The sequence below is a fragment of the Riemerella anatipestifer ATCC 11845 = DSM 15868 genome (genome assembly GCF_000252855.1).
GTDB classification, from domain to species: domain Bacteria; phylum Bacteroidota; class Bacteroidia; order Flavobacteriales; family Weeksellaceae; genus Riemerella; species Riemerella anatipestifera.
In genome coordinates, this window is sequence record NC_017045.1 from 1922232 (window position 1) to 1943190 (window position 20959).

Annotated in this window: 14 protein-coding genes; 7 read left to right on the forward strand and 7 right to left on the reverse strand. The window is 37.7% G+C overall.

Features of this window, described 5'->3' with window-relative positions; all coding sequences use genetic code 11:
- Positions 1–493 precede the first annotated feature (493 nt).
- The 5 genes from RA0C_RS09100 to RA0C_RS09120 form a co-directional block, all read right to left on the reverse strand.
- Entirely contained in the window at positions 494–5305 is a 4812-nt protein-coding gene (locus tag RA0C_RS09100) for a DNA repair ATPase (protein ID WP_014411359.1), read from the reverse strand.
- A 95-nt stretch (positions 5306–5400) separates the two neighbouring features.
- Positions 5401–7413: a flotillin family protein gene (locus tag RA0C_RS09105; protein ID WP_004919653.1), complete on the reverse strand. Its 2013-nt coding sequence runs from the start codon at positions 7411–7413 to the stop codon at positions 5401–5403.
- 51 nt (positions 7414–7464) lie between these two features.
- A complete protein-coding gene (locus RA0C_RS09110; RefSeq protein ID WP_013447142.1) occupies positions 7465–8118 on the reverse strand; it encodes a hypothetical protein in 654 nt (217 codons plus the stop codon).
- Positions 8119–8124: 6 nt separating this feature from the next.
- Entirely contained in the window at positions 8125–8826 is a 702-nt protein-coding gene (locus RA0C_RS09115) for a PspA/IM30 family protein (protein WP_004919649.1), read from the reverse strand.
- A 76-nt stretch (positions 8827–8902) separates the two neighbouring features.
- Positions 8903–9304 carry a hypothetical protein gene (locus RA0C_RS09120; RefSeq protein ID WP_004919647.1) on the reverse strand — a complete coding sequence of 134 codons (402 nt, stop codon included), beginning with the start codon at positions 9302–9304 and terminating at the stop codon, positions 8903–8905.
- Positions 9305–9419: 115 nt separating this feature from the next.
- On the opposite strand from RA0C_RS09120, the gene RA0C_RS09125 reads away from it, so the two are divergent.
- Complete coding sequence (locus RA0C_RS09125; protein ID WP_004919646.1) at positions 9420–10016, forward strand: helix-turn-helix domain-containing protein; 597 nt, start codon at positions 9420–9422, stop codon at positions 10014–10016.
- On the opposite strand, the gene ligA is transcribed toward RA0C_RS09125, so the two are convergent.
- Positions 10013–12022 carry an NAD-dependent DNA ligase LigA gene (ligA, locus tag RA0C_RS09130; RefSeq protein ID WP_004919644.1) on the reverse strand — a complete coding sequence of 670 codons (2010 nt, stop codon included), beginning with the start codon at positions 12020–12022 and terminating at the stop codon, positions 10013–10015. The two genes, RA0C_RS09125 and ligA, sit on opposite strands and share 4 nt — an antisense overlap.
- Positions 12023–12190: 168 nt before the next feature.
- On the opposite strand from ligA, the gene RA0C_RS10340 reads away from it, so the two are divergent.
- The 6 genes from RA0C_RS10340 (at position 12191) to RA0C_RS09155 (ending at position 20286) form a co-directional block, all read left to right on the forward strand.
- Positions 12191–12358: a PLDc N-terminal domain-containing protein gene (locus RA0C_RS10340; protein WP_013447143.1), complete on the forward strand. Its 168-nt coding sequence runs from the start codon at positions 12191–12193 to the stop codon at positions 12356–12358.
- A gap of 700 nt (positions 12359–13058) precedes the next feature.
- Positions 13059–15800: a TonB-dependent receptor plug domain-containing protein gene (locus RA0C_RS09135; RefSeq protein ID WP_013447144.1), complete on the forward strand. Its 2742-nt coding sequence runs from the start codon at positions 13059–13061 to the stop codon at positions 15798–15800.
- A 182-nt stretch (positions 15801–15982) separates the two neighbouring features.
- A complete protein-coding gene (locus RA0C_RS09140) occupies positions 15983–17383 on the forward strand; it encodes a peptide MFS transporter (RefSeq protein WP_013447145.1) in 1401 nt (466 codons plus the stop codon).
- A gap of 109 nt (positions 17384–17492) precedes the next feature.
- Complete coding sequence (locus RA0C_RS09145) at positions 17493–18029, forward strand: thioredoxin family protein (protein WP_004919638.1); 537 nt, start codon at positions 17493–17495, stop codon at positions 18027–18029.
- Between the two features lie 498 nt (positions 18030–18527).
- Entirely contained in the window at positions 18528–19781 is a 1254-nt protein-coding gene (locus tag RA0C_RS09150) for a porin (RefSeq protein ID WP_004919636.1), read from the forward strand.
- Positions 19782–19800: 19 nt separating this feature from the next.
- Positions 19801–20286, forward strand: a complete 486-nt coding sequence (locus RA0C_RS09155) for a ribonuclease domain-containing protein (RefSeq protein ID WP_004919634.1) — start codon at positions 19801–19803, stop codon at positions 20284–20286.
- Between the two features lie 65 nt (positions 20287–20351).
- On the opposite strand, the gene RA0C_RS09160 is transcribed toward RA0C_RS09155, so the two are convergent.
- A complete protein-coding gene (locus tag RA0C_RS09160) occupies positions 20352–20921 on the reverse strand; it encodes a membrane protein (protein ID WP_004919632.1) in 570 nt (189 codons plus the stop codon).
- Between the last annotated feature and the right edge of the window lie 38 nt (positions 20922–20959).

Here is a 20959-nt window from a genome sequence, read left to right on the forward strand (position 1 = left end):
CTACAGATGAAGCAGAAATTGTTAAATCATATATGGGAATAGCTTTATGTGTTTTGTCTGTGATTATTTCAGTATTTAGGCTGTTGGCATAACCAATGATTAGTACTACTAAATTTTTACGATATTAAATATTTTCACAGCGTCGGCCTCGCGTAAAATTTCCATCGAGGAGGAAATTTTACGCGAGGCCGACGGAAAAATCACGCGAGGCTGATGGAAAAAATTTTGCTCCTCGATGGAATGAAATGGGCTTCGGGGAGGGGGTTTTTTGTTTTTGGGGGTGTGCGTGGTGGTTGCAAGGTAGTGGTGGAGCGTGGGGCTTGGCGCTGTGGCTAGGGGTGGGGGTGCGTAAGGGATAGGAGCGGTTACCCCACAGCCACAGAGGGTAGGCACCGTGCGGAAGCTGTGGCGAGGAGTAATAGCGGATAGCCCGACCCGAGCAGCGGGCTTAAGCGCTGGCGAGGGATACGCCCCTGTAAATAAGATGGTTGAGCTAGCTTCTCTTTAGGACTTCTTGTATCCCCTTTAGTCCGTCCGAAAATTCGGCAAGTAATGCGGCTATTTGTGCCATTCTATCGTTCTCGCCTAGTCCTTTGAGACGCTTGTTCTTCTGGAAGGTTTCTTGTATGTGGTGCCATCTGGTGGCTTCGGTTTCGGTAAGGAGTGCCATCATTTCTTTTAGTTTGAGTAGGTTGGCTTCTGCACCTGTGGTGAGGGTTTGGGATTCGTTTTGGTAGTGTTCTAGGATAAGTGCCTGTACTTCTGCCTCGGAGAGTATGGGCTGTACTTTGGTAACTAGCTTGCTCATATCTCGGTAGGAGCCTTGTAGCTTAAATGCGGGCTCGGTTCTGTAATCGTCTTCCATAGCGGCGGATTGTATGTACTGGGAATTGACTTGCAGTACGACCTGCCTTATTTGTATGATTTTCTCCAAAACGGCTCTAAAGTCGGCTATCTCTTGTGCCGTAAAGTTGCCTTCTATGGTAGGGTCTGGCGTTTGGTTTTGTATGGCGTCGTAGAGCTGATATAGGTTTTGGTAGGCGGGTTGGGTAAGCCTAGTGAGGTAAGGGTTGGAGGTAATGGCGTTTTCGATAAGGCTAAGCTCAAATAGGTCTGTTTGTGTGCCTGATATGTCGCCTAGGTTATAGATGTCGGCACGGTTGGCCAGCATATCTGGGATTTGGAACTTGTCGCCGCTTTCCGTATATGGGTTGCCCGCCATTACTAGGCAGAACCTTTTGGAGCGCATATCGTAGGTTTTAGAAATGCCGTTGTAGATGCCTTCTATTTTTCGTTGCCCATCTGCTAAGGAAATGAATTTTTGTAAAAACTCGGGGTTGCAGTGTTGTATGTCGTCTAGGTACAGCATTACATTATCTGCCATTTCTAGGGCGAGGTTGAGCTTTTCTAGCTCCTGTCTAGCTCCTGCATTTTTGGCTTCGCTAGGGTCGGTAGAGGTAATTTCGTGCCCGATGGCAGGTCCGTTGATTTTCATAAACACCAAGCCCATTCGGTCCGCCACATACTCTATCAGTGTAGTTTTACCGTAGCCAGGAGGCGATACCAAGAGCAGCATTCCCATTCGGTCGGTTCTCTTTTGTTCTCCCAAAGCTCCTATTTGCTTTGCGAGGTTGGCTCCAATGAGGTTGAAGTACACCTCGTTAATGAGTTTGTTTCTCACGAAAGAGCTAAGCACCGAGGTCTTGAACGAGCTGAGCTTTAGTTCCTTTTTCTTCTTCTCTATCCATTCTTTCTTTAGCTTTTGTAGCTCGGTGAACTTAGGAATGATGTTCTGGTGGTAGTAGCTTAGCCTTTGGCTGAAGTCGTGGAAGTCTAAAATATATTCTGTATTGGTATCCAAAGACTTTAGCCCTGCAATGGCTTCGGTGTGGCTTACTTTGGAGATTTGGTTCTCGTGGAAGTTTTGGGTAATGATAAATGCAGAAGCCTCCTCTATAACCATTTGGCTTGCTTCTGTATGCTCGGCAAGGAGGAAGGTTTTTAGGGCATTTTCTACAATATCATAACACGCCGAAGGGTAGTGGTGCAAATCTTCTATTTGCTGACTGAACACGAGGTCTTTGCCTTTTTCTTTTAATCCGTTAACGAATTTCTGATAGAGTTCTGCTGCTTCTTTTGAGATTACAAAGCGGTTTCGGTCCTCTTTCTTGAGGTACACGGCAGCGTTATAGGCAGAGGTGTGGCAGAAGCCTTGGAAGTCTTTATTAAAATCGTCTATCTTTTGGGATAGGGTAGCGTTGAGGTAGGTAAACTGCTTAGAGTTGGCAAAGGTGTCCGATAGTAGGTGTACTGCCGAAAACTGTTTTTCGTAAAATACCTTTTCTTCTGGGGCAAGGAAGAACCAAAATAGCTGTGCCAAAGCCCTCTCGGACGGGTTGTATCTAAGAAGTCCTAAGTGGTTGTTGAGCTGTTGTAGTTTGGTGAGAATAAGTAGGGCATCTTCATCGTGTACGCCTTTTACTAAGCCCTCTCCAAAGTGATTTTTGAGGAATTGCTCTATGAGCAGTCGGTTGGTTTCTTCGGACGAAATAGCGGGGTTTTTAAGGAAGATTTCCCAAGCGAGGTACTCCATCTTTTTTACCTCTGTATTTTCCGAAACAAATTCTTGATGCCATACTTCCTGATAATCTTGTATCGCCTCAAAAGCCAATGGTTCGTAGAAGCTCGTCCCAGTAATATGGTAGTAGTAGGCTCCTTGTCTTAGCACTAAGCTAAGGTCTAGTTTCTGCTGATTAACCGCAAACTGATACTTACCGAAGTTAATGGTATTCTCGCCATCGGTATAGATTTCCTTTTTGTCTTTAAGTTTGCGTATAGCGTCTTGTTGAGCTGTTTTTAGGTGGGTTTGTAGTTCTTCGGCTTTGTTGCTATCCTGTAAATCGTTAAGCTGGGCAACGAGCTCTCTTAGCTTGTCCACCATCAAATCGGAAGCGAAATAGCCGTTGATTTCCACTTCTGTATCAAAAGATTCGGCTTTGCTGATGATGCTCTTCAAGATTCGCTCTCCAGACTGAAATAGATTTTGTGTTCTTCTGTTTTGAGCCTCGGTAAGCTGCACCATTTTGTTCTGAAAATGGGTGTAAACTTCCTCTCTCTTATCGGCGATTATCTGTATAAACTCCTCGAAGTCTATGAATTTGGTCTCTAATTCTTCTAGTTGTATGGAGAGTTTGGTAAGGTATTCGTCTGCCTTATCTGGGGTGTTTGCCAACTCTAGGAAGTTGATGGAGGCTTGGTCAAACAATGTAATTTGAGCTTTGAAATCTGCGGAAAGCTCTGTTCCAGAAATTTCTCTTTTCTTGTTGTTAAGTTCTATTCTCTGCTGGTTGATTTGCGAGAAAATCACCGAAATTTTTTCTATGATTTGGGTAGAATGGGAGGCATCGTCTATCTTTAAATTGTTAACGATGTTTACCAATAGTTCTAGCTGTAGTGCGAGTTCGTCTAGGCTTTGCTCTATATTCTTAGCCTCCACCGATTTGGATAACTGCTGCGTTTCGCTAATAAGTGCATTTATCTTGTCCTCGTAAACCACCAAAGCATCGTCTTGTAACAAAAACTGAACGCATTGTGCTGCGAGTTCGTCAGCCCTTTCATTAAGCTGTTGCTCCCACGCTTCTATTTTGGGCAGGTCGGAATATTGTAGTTCTTTGGCACTTATCATTTCGCCCCTTAGGGTTCTTATTTCCGACAGGGTTTCTATAAACTGGTGCAGAGCGGTATAGTTTACCAGCGAGGTCTGCGAAAGCAGTTGCTTAAACTTTTCTTCTAAAGTATCTAATGCGGCTTGTGTGTTTTTTCGGATTTCTACCACCTTTTCATACTCGTTAATGGCGGCGTGAGCTATCTTTCGGATTTCTGATATAGGTTCCGATAGATGCTTTACACTTTCTTTATCCAAAAAATAGTAGTTGTCTAGGATGGAAGTGGCTCTTTTTACAATATCGGTATATAGCCCTGCGTAAGAGTCTTTTTTGTTGAGTAGCACTATAAGCTCTTGGCAGTCTGCCATAGCCTTTACGAGATCTTTGTTGCTAATCTTAAAAAGCTCGTTTTCTCTAAGAGTTTCACTAATGACAAGTTCTTTGGTAAAAGGCGTTTGCCATAGCTGTACTAGATGGTTTTTGCTTTCTTCGGTATTTTTAAGGTAGGCTAGGATACCGTTGTCAAAAAGGCTGAAACCATTACAATAGATAGGCGTATCTATGGTCTGATTGATGATGTTATAAGGGATAAGAGCGTAATCATTAGAAGTTTCGTCATAAAAAGCGAAGAGGAAGTTTTCTCCGTTGCTGGCAGTTATCTTTCTGTCAAAGAAAATATTTTTCTCTTCGGTTTCTATCACCTTTATTTCGCCTGTTTGGAGGGCAAATCCGTTGGAGTAAATAACGCCTTGGTTCTCGGGAAGAAGTATAGCCGAATGTTTGAGGCTATCTACACGCTTTACCTTTTTCTCTTTATGGTTGTATATAAAGTAGCGTTCGTCTTCTTGGTAAGGTTTTATTTTGAATAATACGAGGTTGTCATAATCAAAAAAGTGTACTTCGGCATCGTCTAGCGTTTGGTCTTTATGAGCTACGGGTTCGCTGTAAATTCCTTTGCCTGTTTGGGTATTATCTTCCACTTTAATGGTAATATCTCCGCCCATGGCTTCCACAAAAACCTTGTCTGCCAGAGAAATGTGCGGGTGCCTACCTGTACGGTGCATATCTCTAGTGGCTTTAACCCACTGGAACTCGTGCTGTGGAGGATACTTTACCTCCGAAGCACTTCTAGAATCTATAAAGTGCAGTTCGTTGTCCTTTACTAGCCATTTAAAAGCCTTAATATCCGAAGCATTTGCAGAGAGCTGAAATACGAAGTAAAGATAATTTTGGGTATAATAGAACCTAACGAATTGGGTATTTCTATAATATTTGTAAAGATTTTTGAACTCTTGTACAAAATTGGCATCATCTAGAAAAGTGATGGGTTGTGGCTCAAAACGATTTTCTTGAAAGGCATAAAGGGCAAATACATCAGTAACTTCCACTTCTGTTTTCAGACCTAAGTGGGTATTATAACCTACGATGCACAGATGGTTAACGGCAAATAGGTCTTTTATCTTACACGACTGCTCTGTAGAAATTCGTTCGTTGGCAATCAGTGAGAAGTCTATTCCTCCAAATACTTTCTTTCGGCCTTCATTAAGGGCAGCGAGTTTATGAGAAAGATGGTTTTTCTGTTCGTTAAGTCGGTTCTGAATAATCTCGTAAGTACCTGATTGTAGATTGTCCTTTGACATTTTTTGAGCTACGATTTATGGTTGATAATAATGTTAGAATCTGAAATAAAGGGATAAAAGTCCGCCCACATTTTAAGTGAGCGGAGTTTTCTTTTCTATCTGATAGGTTTATCTTGGATACCTAAGTGTTTGGCTACATCTAAAGCTCTAGCGAGAAGACCTTGCTCTTGTGGTTCTGCAACCCCTTTGAGTTTGAAGATGAGAGAAGCAATGCTTAGGTTTTTAATATCTTCTGAAGAAATTTTATACTTTTCTACCATCTGCATTACCTTTCCTATCAGATTATTTTCGCTATCAGAATCTAGTAGAGATTCTTTTAAAATCTGTGCATTTTCGCTGTGTTGGATAAGTTTATCTATTCCTTTACCAGCCGAAATTTGTCTTACAACATTATCAAAGAAAGAGTGGTCGCCTCCTACAATGTCTATTTTCGCTGTTTTAAAGGCTTCTCCTAGCACCTGTGCTTGAGCTTGGGCTATCTCTTTCTGAATGTTTATTTCAGCTAATTCTACCTCTTTCTCCTTAGCTAATTTCAATCTGAACTCTTCGTGTTCTTTTCCAGCATCGTTGAGTTTTTTCATAGCTTCAGCTTTTTCAGTAATACCTGCGGCTTCGGCTAGTGCTTTTTCTTTGATTACATCAGCTTCGGCTAGACCTTCTATCTTCTTAGCTTGAGCTTTTTTCTCTATGATGTTGGCATCTACAATACCTTGTCTTTCTGATGCTTCCGCTTTTGCGTGCATTACTTGAGCTTCGGATAATCCTATAGTAGCCTCCTCTTTTGCAAGAGCATCTGCAATTATTTTTCTTGCTTCGGCTTCTTTTTCGGCGGCATCTCTTTTGGCTTGTGCTTCAATTACATATTTTTGAGCGTCTTTTTCGGCAGCGAGTTTTCTTGCTTCTGCTGCTTTTGTTTCTGCGATGAGTCTTTCTTCTGCTTCTCTTGCCGCTATAATGAGTTGTACTTGTTTGTCTCTTTCTGCGGATTTAAGTGCTTCTACATCATAGATGTTTTGTTGTTCTTCTACTACTGTTTTTTCTTTGGCTAGTCTTTCTCGGATAACATCTTGAATGTTTTTCTTCTCTAGTTCTACTGCCTTATCTTTTTCTATGTCAGCTAAAGCTACAATTCTTTCTCTTTCTGTAGCTTCTAGCATTTTATCCTTCTGTACTCTTTCGGTTTCTACTAAGTCGGCTCTTTCCTTGTTTTTAGCAGCGATTACCACTTGTCTTTGTTTGTTTTCTTCCGCAATTTGTAGTGCTTCTTCTGTTGCAATTCGTACAGATTCGTATTTTAACCTTTCCTCTTCAGCTACTTTTAGTATTTCCGCGTTTTCTCTCGCCTTGATGTTTTCAACCTCCCTTTTTTGTGTTTCTTCTTTTTCGGCTAATTGTTTTTCTAACTCTAAGATAGCCTCTCTAGCTTCTACATCTTGTTTTTTTATGGTTTTTTCTTCTTCTCTTCTTACAAGGTTAGCCTTTATATTCTGAGAAGCTGTGAGTTCTGTAATTTTTTTAATACCTTCGGAATCTAAGATGTTATCTTTGTTAAGATATTCAAGTTTGGTTTGTTCTAAATAGTCTATGGCACAATCGTCTAGTACATAGCCATTAAGGTCGGTTCCGATGATGTTTAATATTTCTTGTCTAAACTCACTTCTGGCTTCGTAAAGTTCGATGAAATCAAATTTTTTACCAACAGTTTTTAGAGCTTCCGAAAATTTTGCTTCAAAAAGTTCTCTAAGGGTAGATATGTCGGAGGCTCTTTGGCAACCAATGGTCTGTCCTACATTGATGATGTCATCTACGGATTTATTTACTCTTACAAAGAAGGCTACTTGAATATCGGCACGCATATTATCCTTGCAAATCAATCCGTCTTTTCCTTCTCTAGAGATTTCTAATTTTTTAACAGAAATATCCATTTGCTCTAATCTATGGATAATTGGGATTACCACTCCTGCATTAAAGAACACTTTGGCACCTCCGTATCCTGTTCTGAGTAATACTACGCCCTGTACTGTTTTTTTGTACATGGATAAAATCCAAAAGATAAGCCCTAAAGCTGCGATGGCAATTACAGCAACGCTAATGTAGAATGTTGTCATATTAGTTTAATTTATTTTTTAATGATAGTTTGTTTTTCATGATTTTGGTTATTAAAGCTCATAGTATTTCTCTACGAAATAATATTTTTTATCAAGATGTTCATCTATGATGATGACTATGTCGTTTTCTTTTAAAGGTATTCCGTCTTTGCTTTTTACTAATAGCTTAATTGGGTCTTGGTTGATAACTAGTTCTATCATACCTATTTTATCTTGTTCTATACTAGATTTTAGTGTGCCTACTCTCCCTAAATAGTCGTATGCTATTTCTCCTTTATGATTAATTTCTTTAAATATTGGTTTTAAAGGCATAGACATATATTTACTGATAAACAAACTTATAAAAAAAGCAGGAAATATCGTTATAAAATATGCCCATTGTGGTAATGGAATAAAGTAACTGATATTAACATTGATAAGCCAAGTAAAAAGCAATACTAGGGTTAAAAAGAAGGTGATAGGAACAATATCTAAGTTTAAAAACTTTAGAAACTGAATAAATGCAGAGGGTTCATGAGGTACTTCTAGCGTTCCGTCTGGATTTTTAACAGCTATACTATCAGATTCTAAATCTAGGTCTAAATCAAAGTCTCCTAAGCCAGAAAATATAGTGAGTAGCCAATACAATACGCTTAAAATGAGTAATATGCTTAGTACAGTATTGGCTGGATTGAAAGATACTTCTATAAGCTCTCGGATAGTCATTGTGGATTAAGAATTTTTAAGTTGTTCTTTCAGTGCTGCTAATGCTGTTTCTGCTTTTGTATTAGAGGTGTCCGCTGCTTGATTGATTTCCTCATCTATACTTTTGCTAGCATTGGCTATTTCTCCATAAGCATCTGCAACTGCTTCTTGCTGAAGTACTTTTTCTTTCATTTTTTCTAACATACTGATGGTGCTATCGTTTGAAAGTTGAGACATCTTTTGGTTAATGTCTTTAGTTGCTTGGCTTACCTGTACTCTTGCTTTTAAAGTTTTTAGTTCGCTTTCCCATTTGGCAATGTTGGATTTAAGCGTGTTGATGTTTGTTTGCATTTTCTCAACATCACTTTCTAATTTTTTACGGTCGGCTTCTGCGATTTTAGAATCGGCTAAAGAAAGTTCCTTCTTTTTAAGAGCTTCCTTAGCTAATCTATCCGCCTCTTCGGTTGGCATTTCTTCTTTCATTCCCTTTTGAACAAGAATAATGGCTTTACTTTGATATTCTTCCGCTTGGTTTTCTAAGGCTGTTTGTTCGTTTTTTCTTCTTATTGCTAAGGCTTTCACTTGAGCTAGAGCATCTATGCTTTTGCTTAGCTGGTCTTTCATTTCTCTAATGCCCTGTTCGGTCATTTTAATAGGATCTTCTAATTTATCTATTGCAGCGTGAGTTTCTGCATTGCCTATTCTGAAAAGTCTTTTAAGTATGTTCATTTTTTATTTTTTTAATTAGGTTAATAATAATTCTAAGATAAAGTAAATTAAGGTAACGAGTAAGTATGCCATAGTGCTAATCTTTACTATATTCTATCATTTCCGATGAATACTCACTTAATAATAAACTTAGTGAATTTATGGTTGACATAAGCTCGTTTTGGTCCAAATTCTCTGTTTGTAAAGTGTTGCGAAAAATTACCTTTTCTCCTGTTTCATCTAGTACAAAAGCTCCGTGAACAATATCTCTATTCTTAATTAGAAGTTCCTTAAATATATTTTGCTTATTATTTTTGCAATAAAATAGAAACTGTTCTACGATGAGGATTTGTGGAGCAATGGCTATCATCATATTTTTAATGCCATCTGTTTCTTTTTCAATGATGAATACTTTATTGTCTGCACTCTCGTATATGAGCTGAAACTCCCATTCTAATAACCATTCTCTAATGGTTTGAAATAAATTAAGCTGTTTCATAGTTAATAATTTTGCTAATATTTTATGCAAATATAATTATAAAAATTAAAATTGCAAATATTTTTAACATTTAAAAGAAAAATATTTTTTAGTTTTGCATAAAATATTAGCAGTTATGACTTATTTCGGTACCAATATAAAGAAAATAAGGCAAATAAAAGGGCTTTCTCAACAAGCATTTGCGGATATGTTGAACTTAACGCGAGGAATTATAAGTTCCTATGAAGATGGCAGAGCTGAACCTAAGGTGGAAACTCTCCTTAGAATTGCACAGTTTTTAGATATGAAAGCAGATGATTTAATATCTAAACCTCTTACGGTTAATCAACTAGCTAATTTTGAGGAAGTGGAGGATTTAATCTACAAGAAAGAAAATATTACTGAAAGTAAAAAAGAATTTTACCCAGTTAAAGTGGAGCAATCTTTATTCACAAATGTGGAGTATTCTTTGGAGGTAACTTTCGAAATAGGGGGTAATCATTTTTATCAGAATAGAGATATTTTGCTTCTTAAAAAAAATTACCAAAAGAGTGAAAATAAAGGACAATACCTTATTTTCGCTCCAGAAAAGTCTTATATAAGCTGTACTCCTAATGTTAATGAAGAATGCTTTTTAATCGTAGGTTGTATTTATTCCAATCGAAATACCAATCCTATAAATAGCATTATGGATAGGCTAGATTATATAGAAAAAACACTAAAAATATCTTAGCCATTTATCAAATCTAAAAATTCTTGTTCGTCCAATATGGTTACTGTGCTTAGAGTTTGGGCTTTTTTAAGTTTGCTTCCTGCTTTTTCACCTACCACTAAATAGTTGAGGTTTTTGGATACGGCAGAAATGTTTTTGCCGCCGTGTTTCTCTACCATTTCTTCGGCTTGCTCTCTAGTGAACAGAGATAGCTTACCAGTAAATAAAAAGGTCTTGCCTTCTAAAGCATTACTTACTTTTGCGCTGGTATTTTCTTCTTGTTCTAGTTGAATACCATAAGATTTTAGCCTATCTAAGATTTCAATATTTTCTTCATTCTGAAAGTAATTCACGAGGCTTTCGGCTATCTTTATGCCTACATCTTCTACTTCTGTGAGTTCCTCTAAAGTAGCTTTTTTTAGTCCGTCAATAGTATGAAAGTTTTTCACCAATTTTTTGGCTACAGTTTCACCTACGTGCTTAATGCCTAAACCAAATAGCACTTTTTCAAATGGAATTTGTTTGGATTTTTCAATGCCGTCCAAAATATTTTGTGCAGACTTTTCTGCCATTCTATCTAAGGGGAGTAGCTGCTCTTTAGTAAGAGTATAAAAATCGGCAATGTTGGAAATAAGTCCCTCTCTGAAAAGTTGTTCTATAGTTTCGGAGCCTAAATTTTCTATATTGAGAGCTTTTCTAGAAACGTAGTGTATCATTTTTCCTATTACTTGTGGAGGGCAATGGGTTTCGTTGGGACAAAAATGTGCGGCTTCTCCTTCGTTTCTCACTAGTGGCATATGGCACTCTGGACAGTGGCTGATGTAGGCTACCAACGTTGCATTTGGCAATCTTTTTTCTTTATTAACGCCCACTATTTTGGGAATAATTTCTCCACCTTTTTCTACATAAACAAAGTCTTGAGTGTGTAGATTGAGTTTTCTTATAATATCCTCATTGTGTAGAGAGGCTCGTTTTACGATTGTCCCTGCCAGAAGTACGGGTTTTAGATTAGCTACAGGGGTTATGGTCCCAGTACGTCCCACCTGATAAGAAATGCTTTCTAATTGTGTTTCTACTTTTTCTGCTTTAAATTTATGAGCCATTGCCCATCTTGGAGATTTGGCGGTGTAGCCTAGTAGCTGTTGTTGATTAAGATTATTGACTTTAATTACAATCCCGTCTATTTCAAAATCAAGATGTTGTCTTTCTTTGTCCCAATAGTCAATAAAATCTTTTACTTCATCTAGATTTTTACAGAGTTTAGCTTGTTGAGATGTTTTAAATCCCCAGTCTTTAGTTTGTTCTAGTAGCTCCCAGTGTGTTTTTACAGGAGTGTCTTCTGCTACTACTTGGTAGAGTACTGCCGAAAGTTTTCTTTTTCTGACCTCTGTGCTGTCCTGCATTTTAAGGCTTCCGCTAGCGGTGTTTCTAGGATTCATAAAAAGGTCTAAACCCTCTTTTTCTCTAGCTTTATTGATGAGATTGAAGTGTTTTTTTGTGAGATATATTTCTCCTCTGATGTAGAAGGTGTTAGGGTATTCTCCTTTGATTTTTAGCGGAATATCCGAAATGGTTTTTACATTGGCTGTAATTTCATCGCCTTGAAAACCATCTCCTCTAGTGATTGCTTGTTTAAAAGCTCCGTTTTCGTAAAGTATAGAAATGGAGGCTCCATCATACTTTAGTTCTGCTACATATTCTATATCGGTTGTATCTAAACTTTTAATCAATCGGTTTTGCCAGTCGGAGAGGTCTTCAAAGTTGTAAGAATTATCTAGGGAATACATTCTGTGGCGGTGTTCCACCGTGGGAAAGTTTTTGGTAATGTTACCACCTACTCTTTGCGTAGGAGAATTATTATCTGCAAATTCAGGGTAGGCTAATTCTAGTTCTTTCAACTCTTCTAGCATCATATCAAATTCATAGTCTGAAATACTAGGAGTATCTAAAACATAATAGTTATAATTGTGTTGATGTAGCTCTTCTCTTAGTTCCTCTATTTTATGCTTAATATCGTCTAGGGACATTTTGATGTTTTTTTATTGAAGGCAAATTTAGAAAAAAGAAAGTAATAGAATTTAATCTCTCTGTATTAAAAAAGTAGTTTAAAATTTTGCAGAGTCAATTATTATAGATACATTAGCCTCGCTGAAATTATCCGCTAGACGGGCAATAAACTGATAATTTAACTTACTATGAACATTTTAATTTTAACATTAGTTTTTGCTTTAATTATAGCAAACTTTATTTGGGCAGTCGTAAATATTGGAAAAAACGAACCTAACAGACTATTATGGCATTTATTTGTATGTTTTTTTCCTGTATTTGGTCCACTTGTATTCTTAGCGAAGAGTAGAAAATAATACAGAAACAGAGGTAAATGAGGCGAAGAGCCTCATTTTCTATTAAAATTTGTAAAAGAGAGAAGAGTAATTCAAGAGGGAGCTAAGACATATTATTCTGTAAAAAAAAATCTTCTCGCAAATTGGTTTAGCTCTGTAAAGCCAAAAATACATTTACTACAATAGAATTGAATAAGCAGCTGATTTTAGTTTGTGTACCAATAGTTTCCGTTTAACAAATCCGTTTTTAGAACAAAACTTCTCCTTGTTTGCCCATTCGCCAACCAAATTTTAAGGAGAATAAAACCAATTTTAAGAGGCATTAGTTTCTTTAATCTATAAGGTATCGGAATAGATAGTTCTGCTTCATAGATAAATTTAATTTTGGGGAAGATATTCTCCAAATAAGCCCTAGACTAAAGCAATACGGAACGAAACTAATGCTACCACATCAGTACGATAGTAAAAAAAATAGAACAAAAATTTTGTAGAGTCAATTATTGTAGATACATTTGTCCCGTTAAAATTACTCACTAGATGTACAACAGTCTTTCAATAATGCCGTGTTTTATGATGTGTCTTGCACAAGATGCGGCGATAGATGGTACACCAGTGTTTTAGACAACAATAACAAATTAAGCACTTGTATATAGCCGCTACTTAGTAAAAGTAAGCGGCTTTTTTATTATCACGAATTTAATTTTTAAAAAGTATAATTATTATGAAACAGTCATTACGAACAAAATCTTACCTCATTACAGCCTCGGCGTTGTTTTTTGTGGGAGAAGGACTTTACGGACAAAGCAGAAAGGATACTGTAAAGACCAAACAAGTAGAAGAAGTAGTACTACTAGGGAGCCGTTCTGGAGCTCGTTCTAAAACGGATAGCCCCGTGCCAGTAGATGTGTTTGATGTTCAAAAAATGGGGGTTACATTGCCTCAAACCAATATCAACCAAATACTGAATGTGGTAGCCCCATCATTTACTTCCACCGTACAGACGGGAGCTGATGGTACAGACCACCTAGACCCTGCACAGCTTAGAGGCTTAGGTCCAGACCAGGTCTTGGTATTAGTTAATGGTAAAAGGAGGCATACCTCTGCCCTCATCAATGTTAATGGGACACCAGGGAGAGGTACCGTAGGTACCGACCTCAACGCCATACCAGCCTTTGCACTTAGCAAAATAGAAGTGCTTAGAGATGGTGCTTCGGCACAATATGGCTCTGATGCTATTGCAGGGGTAATGAACCTCAATCTTAAAAGAAATACAGGCAAACTAGAAGGGCAACTCTCCTTCGGAGCTAATCCGAGCAACGCCTCTAATAACCACACCAAAGGGATAGATGGGGAAACCTTTCAGGTAGATTTAAACTACGGTAATAAGATAGGTTCTAAAGGTGGTTTCTATAACCTTACTTGGTCATCTCAATTCAGAAATCCTACCTATCGTGCCAATGAGGAAGAAGGTAAAATCTTTAACGCCTATAATGCTATAGAACGAAGAGCGGCAGAGGGAGGCGTTAATCTATCCTCACTATTCACGAATATCAATACCACGCCCAACCAGCAGCAGTTGGTAGATTATATTCATAATTATGCCCAAAAGGTAGCCTACTTTGCACCAGATTTTCAGAACAAGATACAGTCTGCCAACAGCATTAGTGCTTTGCAGAAAATACTCTCGGAAGACGTTACCAACCAAGAATTAGCGTATCGAGGGCTTAACCGAAAAGATTTTAATATGCTCGTGGGGCAATCTAAACTAAGCACTCACCAGTTTTTTGCCAACATAGAAGTCCCATTGAATGACGAATGGAAGGTCTATACCTTTGGGGGATATGGCTTCAGAAACGGGACTTCAGGAGGCTTCTACCGAAGACCCAACCAATCCAGAACCTTTACAGGGTTTAATCTTGATGGCTTCTTACCTAATATCAATACCAATATAGAAGACCTCTCGCTAGCGGCAGGTATCAAAGGGAATTTAGGAGCGTGGCAAGTAGATTTGAGCAATACTTTTGGGCAGAACAGTTTTGATTATAATGTAAGAAACTCTGGCAATACCTCGTTGAGGTTCAACTCTCCAAATGAATTTAATGCTGGAGGATTGCGTTTCCTTCAAAACACGCTTAATTTAGATGTTTATAGGAATTATGATGTTTGGGCAGGGCTTAATCTGGCTTTTGGAGCAGAGCAGAGAACCGAAAACTTTAAAATTAGAGAAGGCGAGCCAGCTTCTTATCTTTCCTATGATGTGTTTGGTAACCCACAAACGGCACAAACGCCCAATAGCCAAAAACCAACGGATTTCTTTGGGAATACTCTACCTGGTGGCTCACAAGTATTTGGTGGCTTCCGTGCAGAGAATGCAGGTAGTAATGGTAGGAGCTCCTACGCATTCTATGCCGATGTAGAAGCTAACTTTACCAAAAGGTTTCTAGTTGCAGCAGCTACTCGCTTTGAAAATTATTCGGATTTTGGGTCTACACTAAACTACAAGTTAGCTTCCAGAATAAAAGCAACGGATAATCTTAATTTCCGTCTAGCAGGTTCTACTGGATTTAGAGCTCCATCTGTACACCAGATTTATTACAATACCACTTCTACACTTTTCCTTAATGGGCAACTGCAAGAGGTAGGGACTTTTAACAATCACTCTAGAATAGCCAATCTGTTAGGGATTCCTAAACTTAAGCAAGAGACTTCTCAATCTGTAAGTGCAGGATTTACTTATCGTATTCCTATTGCAAGATTAAGCATTACAGGAGATGCCTACTTTACGCGTATCAACAATAGAGTGGTGCTTACGGATACCTTCAAAGCAGGAGCCAATACAGAACTGCAAAATCTATTTGCACAAGCTAATGTAAATGCGGCACAGTTTTTTGCTAATGCCATAGACACAGAAACTAAAGGGCTAGATGTGGTGATAAGCCACGATTTTAAAAATAATGATTTTAAACTAACTAATGATTTTGCTCTTAACCTTAGCCAAACAAGAAGAGTAGGAGAGATACATTCTTCACCAGTGCTTAAAGCAGCAGGTTTAGACGAGACTTATTTCTCCGAGCGTTCTAGAATTTACGTAGAAGAAGCTATTCCTAGATTCAAGGCGGGGCTTTCTCATACCCTTAGTTACAAAAAACTGAATGTTTATTTAAGAAATAGCTATTTCGGAAAAGTAACAGGAGCTGGTGTTGTAGATGCAAATGGCGATGGTATTACGTTGCCTAACGAGCACCAAATAATGACGGATAGAGTAGTTACAGATTTATCTATTGGATATGCTTTTTCTCCTAAAATTACCTTTACACTAGGAGCCAACAACCTATTTGATGTTTATCCTAGCCGAAATCTTCCTGCTTCTACCAGTAATGGACAGTTTGTTTACACACGAGCGACCTCACAGTTTGGGCTCAACGGAAGATATGTGTTTTCTAGATTAAGCTTTAACTTTTAAACTTTATAGAAATGCTACTTTAGTAAAAATAGAGAATAAAGTAGCATTTTTTGTTACAATATTATCACAGGCCATTTTCTTTTGTGTGTAGATTAACATTTTTTAGCCTAGTTTCTTTGTGGAACTCCAAAAAAGGTTATATTTGTTGGTCTTTAACGAAAAAACGTAACAATTTTTAATATATGGATACAACAGTTAGTAAAAAAGGTCACCCAGCGGGGCTGTATCTTTTGTTCTTCACCGAGATGTGGGAACGCTTCAGCTATTATGGTACGAGAGCTATTCTCATTTACTATCTTACTAAAACTTATTTACAAGGAGGTTTGTCTATAGACCCTGCACAGGCGAGTTTAATTTATGGTTACTTTACAGGGTTTGTTTACTTTACACCGCTTATTGGTGGGTGGTTAGCGGATAAGTTTTTAGGGCAGCGCTTATCTATTACTATTGGCGGTGTGTTAATGATGTTGGGTCAGTTTACTTTATTTGCTATCAATACACATTTTGGACTTTATATTGGTCTGTTGTTACTAATTATAGGAAATGGATTCTTTAAGCCAAATATATCTGTACTCGTGGGTAATTTGTACGAAGAAGGAGATGAAAGGAGAGATTCTGCATTTTCTATCTTCTATATGGGGATTAACTTAGGGGCTCTTATTGCTCCCTTAGTTATTGGAGTTCTTACAGATGATATTTTTGCTAAGAAAGATGCTGCAGGAGAGATTATGTCTTATGGATATAAATATGGTTTCTTAGCAGCAGGTTTAGGTATGCTTTTGGGGCAAGTGTTATTTAATACTTTAGCTCAAAAGTACTTAGGTAATATAGGTAAGAAACCTAAAAAGCAGATAGAAGTAGAGAAAGAAGTGGAAGTAATCAAAGAAGAAATAGAAAATGGAGATGAACTTAAAAAAGTAGAAAAACAAAGGGTAAGTGTCATTTTCATTCTATTCTTATTTGCTGTATTCTTTTGGGCTGGGTTCGAACAAGCGGGTTCTTCTATTGCACTTTACACTGATAATTATATAGACAGAAATGTAAATATTCCTTTTATAGGAAACTATACAATACCAGCATCTTGGTTCCAGTCGGTTAACCCATTCTTTATTGTAGCTTTAGCTCCATTGTTTGCAATGTTTTGGAGTTCTAAATTGGGTAAAAAGTTAAGTACGCCTGTTAAAATGGGGTTGGGTATGGTGATTTTAGGTATTGGGTTTTGGTTTATGCTAGGAGCAGTGTCAGAAAGAGGTGGAGATATTGCAGACCCTACTATAAAAGCTAGTTTATGGTGGCTAGTAATGACTTATTTTGTTCATACTGTCGGAGAGCTATGTTTATCACCTGTGGGGTTATCGGTAGTAACCAAGTTAGCACCAGTAAGATTGGCTTCTGTTCTTATGGCGGTATGGCTTTTATCATCGTCTGTGGCTAACTTCTTAGGCGGTTATATTGCGGCTTATGTAGAAAAAATGGGTGCAGGACAAGTCTTTACTTATATATCGGGGTTTGTAATAGCATGTGGACTTCTTCTATTGCTACTTAGTAAACCTATTAGTAAAATGATGCACGGCGTTAAATAACATATTAAAAAAAACTCTGAACTTCAAAGTTCAGAGTTTTTAATTTTATATTTATTTTGGTTTAAAAAAGAATTATGTACATTTGTTGCCTAATTAAAGGAAATTGATAATGAAAAAAGCAATTATAGTATTCGGATTGTTTGTGTTTAATTTAGTGTTAGCGCAAGAGGTGAAATGGCTTACTTTTGATGAGGCTTTGGCGGCTCAAAAGATTAAACCAAAAAAAATCTTAGTAGATGTATATGCACCTTGGTGTGGTCCGTGTAAACTAATGGAAAAGGAAACCTACGGTCACCCTGAAATAGCTAGAATTATTAACGAAAACTATTATGCCGTTAAATTCAACGGCGAAGGCGATGAGGTTGCCCATTATCAAGATAGAACTTTCACAAATCCTAATTATAGAGCTAATATTTCGGGTAGAAATGCCCCGCATGAGTTAGCTAGATTTCTAAATGTGAGTGCTTACCCAACCACAGTTTTTCTAGATGAGATAGGTAAACCAATTACCAATCTAGTGGGTGCTTTTAAGCCAAAAGAATTGGAGCTTTACCTTTCGTTGTTCCACAAAGACGAGTACAAAAAGATAGAAAATAAGGAACAGTGGGATGCTTTCCAAAAAAAGTTTGAATCGGTTATTAAGTAGCCCTGCGGTTTGTGCAGAATAGAAAACTAAGCGTCTTTCTCTTTTTGTGGAGAAAGATGTTTTTTATAAAAAGAGGGCGTATCTCTCACTGATGGTCTTACCAACCACTCGATCGGGCTTACCCGCTTTTACTCCTCGCTATAGCCATACGAAGTCTCATAGCTTTGTGTCTGTGGGGTAGTCGCTTCTATCTCTTACGCTCTTACTTGCTCTATTTATTCCGCTTAGTCTGATAATTTGTTCCCGTATTTCGTAACACTTTTATGTCACTTTAAGCCCAAACAAAATCTGCCACCTTGAAGCTATTTACTCACGTTGCAATCTGATATCGTACTTGGTTGCTGCTGGATATCAGAGTATATATAAGTTAGTGGCAACTTCCTTTCAGCGGCAAGGAGGTAATCTTTTTCTTTGGATACAATAAGAGTCTTTTTTTAAGGAGTTATAGGTACAAAGTCTAAATTTAATTAAATTTGTTTCCTAGAAAATAATACTGGAATGAAACATCTATTTTACCTATGCTTTTTCATTTTATCTCTAGGGTTAAAGTCTCAAGAAGTTAAAGTACCAGATACTATTATCGTTCTTAAGAAAGACACCATTGTGTCAAAAAAAACAGCTAAACAATTGCATTTAGATGCCCTTCCTTACTATAACTTCGGTAAAGGTGTGGGGATTACCTCTCCTGATAGTTTGTTTCAATTTAATATCCGTTTTAGAATGCAGAACAGACTAGAAGCCGATTTTAATGATAACAGAAGCACAGAATATAAGGCTGCCATTCGTCGTCTTCGTTTGAGGTTTGATGGGTATGTGGGTAATCCTAGGTTTTTGTATGCTATACAGCTTTCCTTTGCCCCTGATGATGTGGGTGAGATTAAAGAAGGGAATCCGCTTAACATCATAAGAGATGCGATTGTATTTTATAAGGCTACCAATAAACTCATGCTTGGTTTCGGACAAACAAAACTCCCAGGGAACAGACAAAGGGTGAACTCATCGGGAGCATTAGACCTTACCGACCGCTCTATCAACAACGCTATGTTTAACATTGATAGGGATTTTGGTTTCCAAGCCATTTATAACAATACCAAAGCTAATGAGTTTGGATACAGCTTGAAAGCTGCTATAACTACTGGTGAAGGCAGAAACTTTAATGACAAAACCGACGGACTTGCCTACACTGGGAGAGTAGAACTCTATCCTCTAGGAGCTTTTAAGAACAATGGAGAATTTTTTGAAGGCGATTTATACCGAGAGCCTACACCTAAGATTTACCTAGGAGGTACTTATCACTTCAACCAAAGGTCTAATTTTTCACAAGGGCAAAGGGGCAAAGAGTTGTTGGAAAGTAGAGATTTGCAGTCTGTTCTTTTAGATGGTATGATGAAATACAATGGCTGGACAGCTACCGTTGCTTATATGAACAGAAGCACTAGCAACCCTCTCACACATAATACCGATTTTTCTAAAGTAATACCTGTAGCGGCAGGACACGGCTACGATACTCAGCTCAGTTATATTTTCCCAAAGAATTGGGAAGTTATTGGGCGTTTCTCTCAAGTGACGCCTAATAAAAGTATACAGAACTTAATACCAAAACAAAATCAGCTTTCCTTTGGTATTACCAAGTATATTTGGGAACACGCCTTTAAAGCTCAAGTGGAAGTAAGTAAGAACAACTTTCTCTACATAGATGGAAGAAAGGATAATAATTGGTACGCTAGATTTCAAGTAGAAATAGGAATTTAATCACACAAATCATAATACAATGAAATACCTTAATAATAAATGGATTTTCCTAGTTTTAGGACTATTAGCAGGGACTTTAATAGGAGTTAAATGTTTTCAGAAATCTAGCCCTGATGCTCTAAATAATGCTATCTCAGAGGTTAGCACAAGTGCGTCTTCTCAAGAAAACACCCAACAAGATATTGAGGCTCTTACAGAAGAAAACACCGTAATTGCCTATATAAAAGAGCATCACGAGCTTCCAGCGTACTACATTACCAAAAGTGAAGCTAAAAAATCAGGGTGGAATCCTTCCTCTGGTAATCTTTGCGAAGTGCTACCTGGGAAAGCTATTGGTGGAGATAAATTCCGAAATAGAGAAAATCAGCTTCCTAGAGGAGACCGTTACTACGAAGCAGACATCAACTATCAATGTGGCAGAAGAAATGCAGACAGACTCATCTTCACAAAAGACGGTAAAGTGTGGATTACCAAAGACCATTACAAAACCTTTCAAGAGAAGTAATTATTTATCAATAAAAAAATCCCTTAGCAAAAAGCTAAGGGATTTTTGTTTTACTAACCTATATTTTAAAAGAATTTACCTCTTTGTCTCATATTTGGGTTATGCATATGTTTCTGCATAGTAGGCATTTTAAGTTGGTCTTTCATTGTCTTGATATGTTCTGTCATCATACCCGAACTATCTAGCCTTTTCGCTTCTTCTAGAAGTCTTTGAGCTTCTTGTTTGCGTCCTCTTTGCATTGCTCCTGCTGCTAAATTAAGGGTTGCCATTGCACGATCGTGTTTCATATTCAGACCATATTCTAAAGCCTTTTTCATTAGAGGTTCTACCTTTCTAGGCTCGTCTTGAGCTAGAGTAAGCCCTTGTAAGTAATGATAATAACCGTATTGCGAACGGTGCAACTGACTTTTATAATTCTTTATAGAAGCTAACCATTGTGAGGCTTTAGGGAAGTTCTGCTTTCTTAACTGCCAAAACGCAAGAAGGATAAACTCATTTTTGAAGAATAATATAATAGGCAACGAGGATAATAACACCATTACAATGCCCCAACCTATATTTCTATTAAACATCAAATAAACACCAAAAGCTATCATAAGGGTAGCTACCACCAGTTTAATATACTTATTATTCATCTGTTTTAGTTGTTTTTTAGTTAAGATTTTTGCAAAGA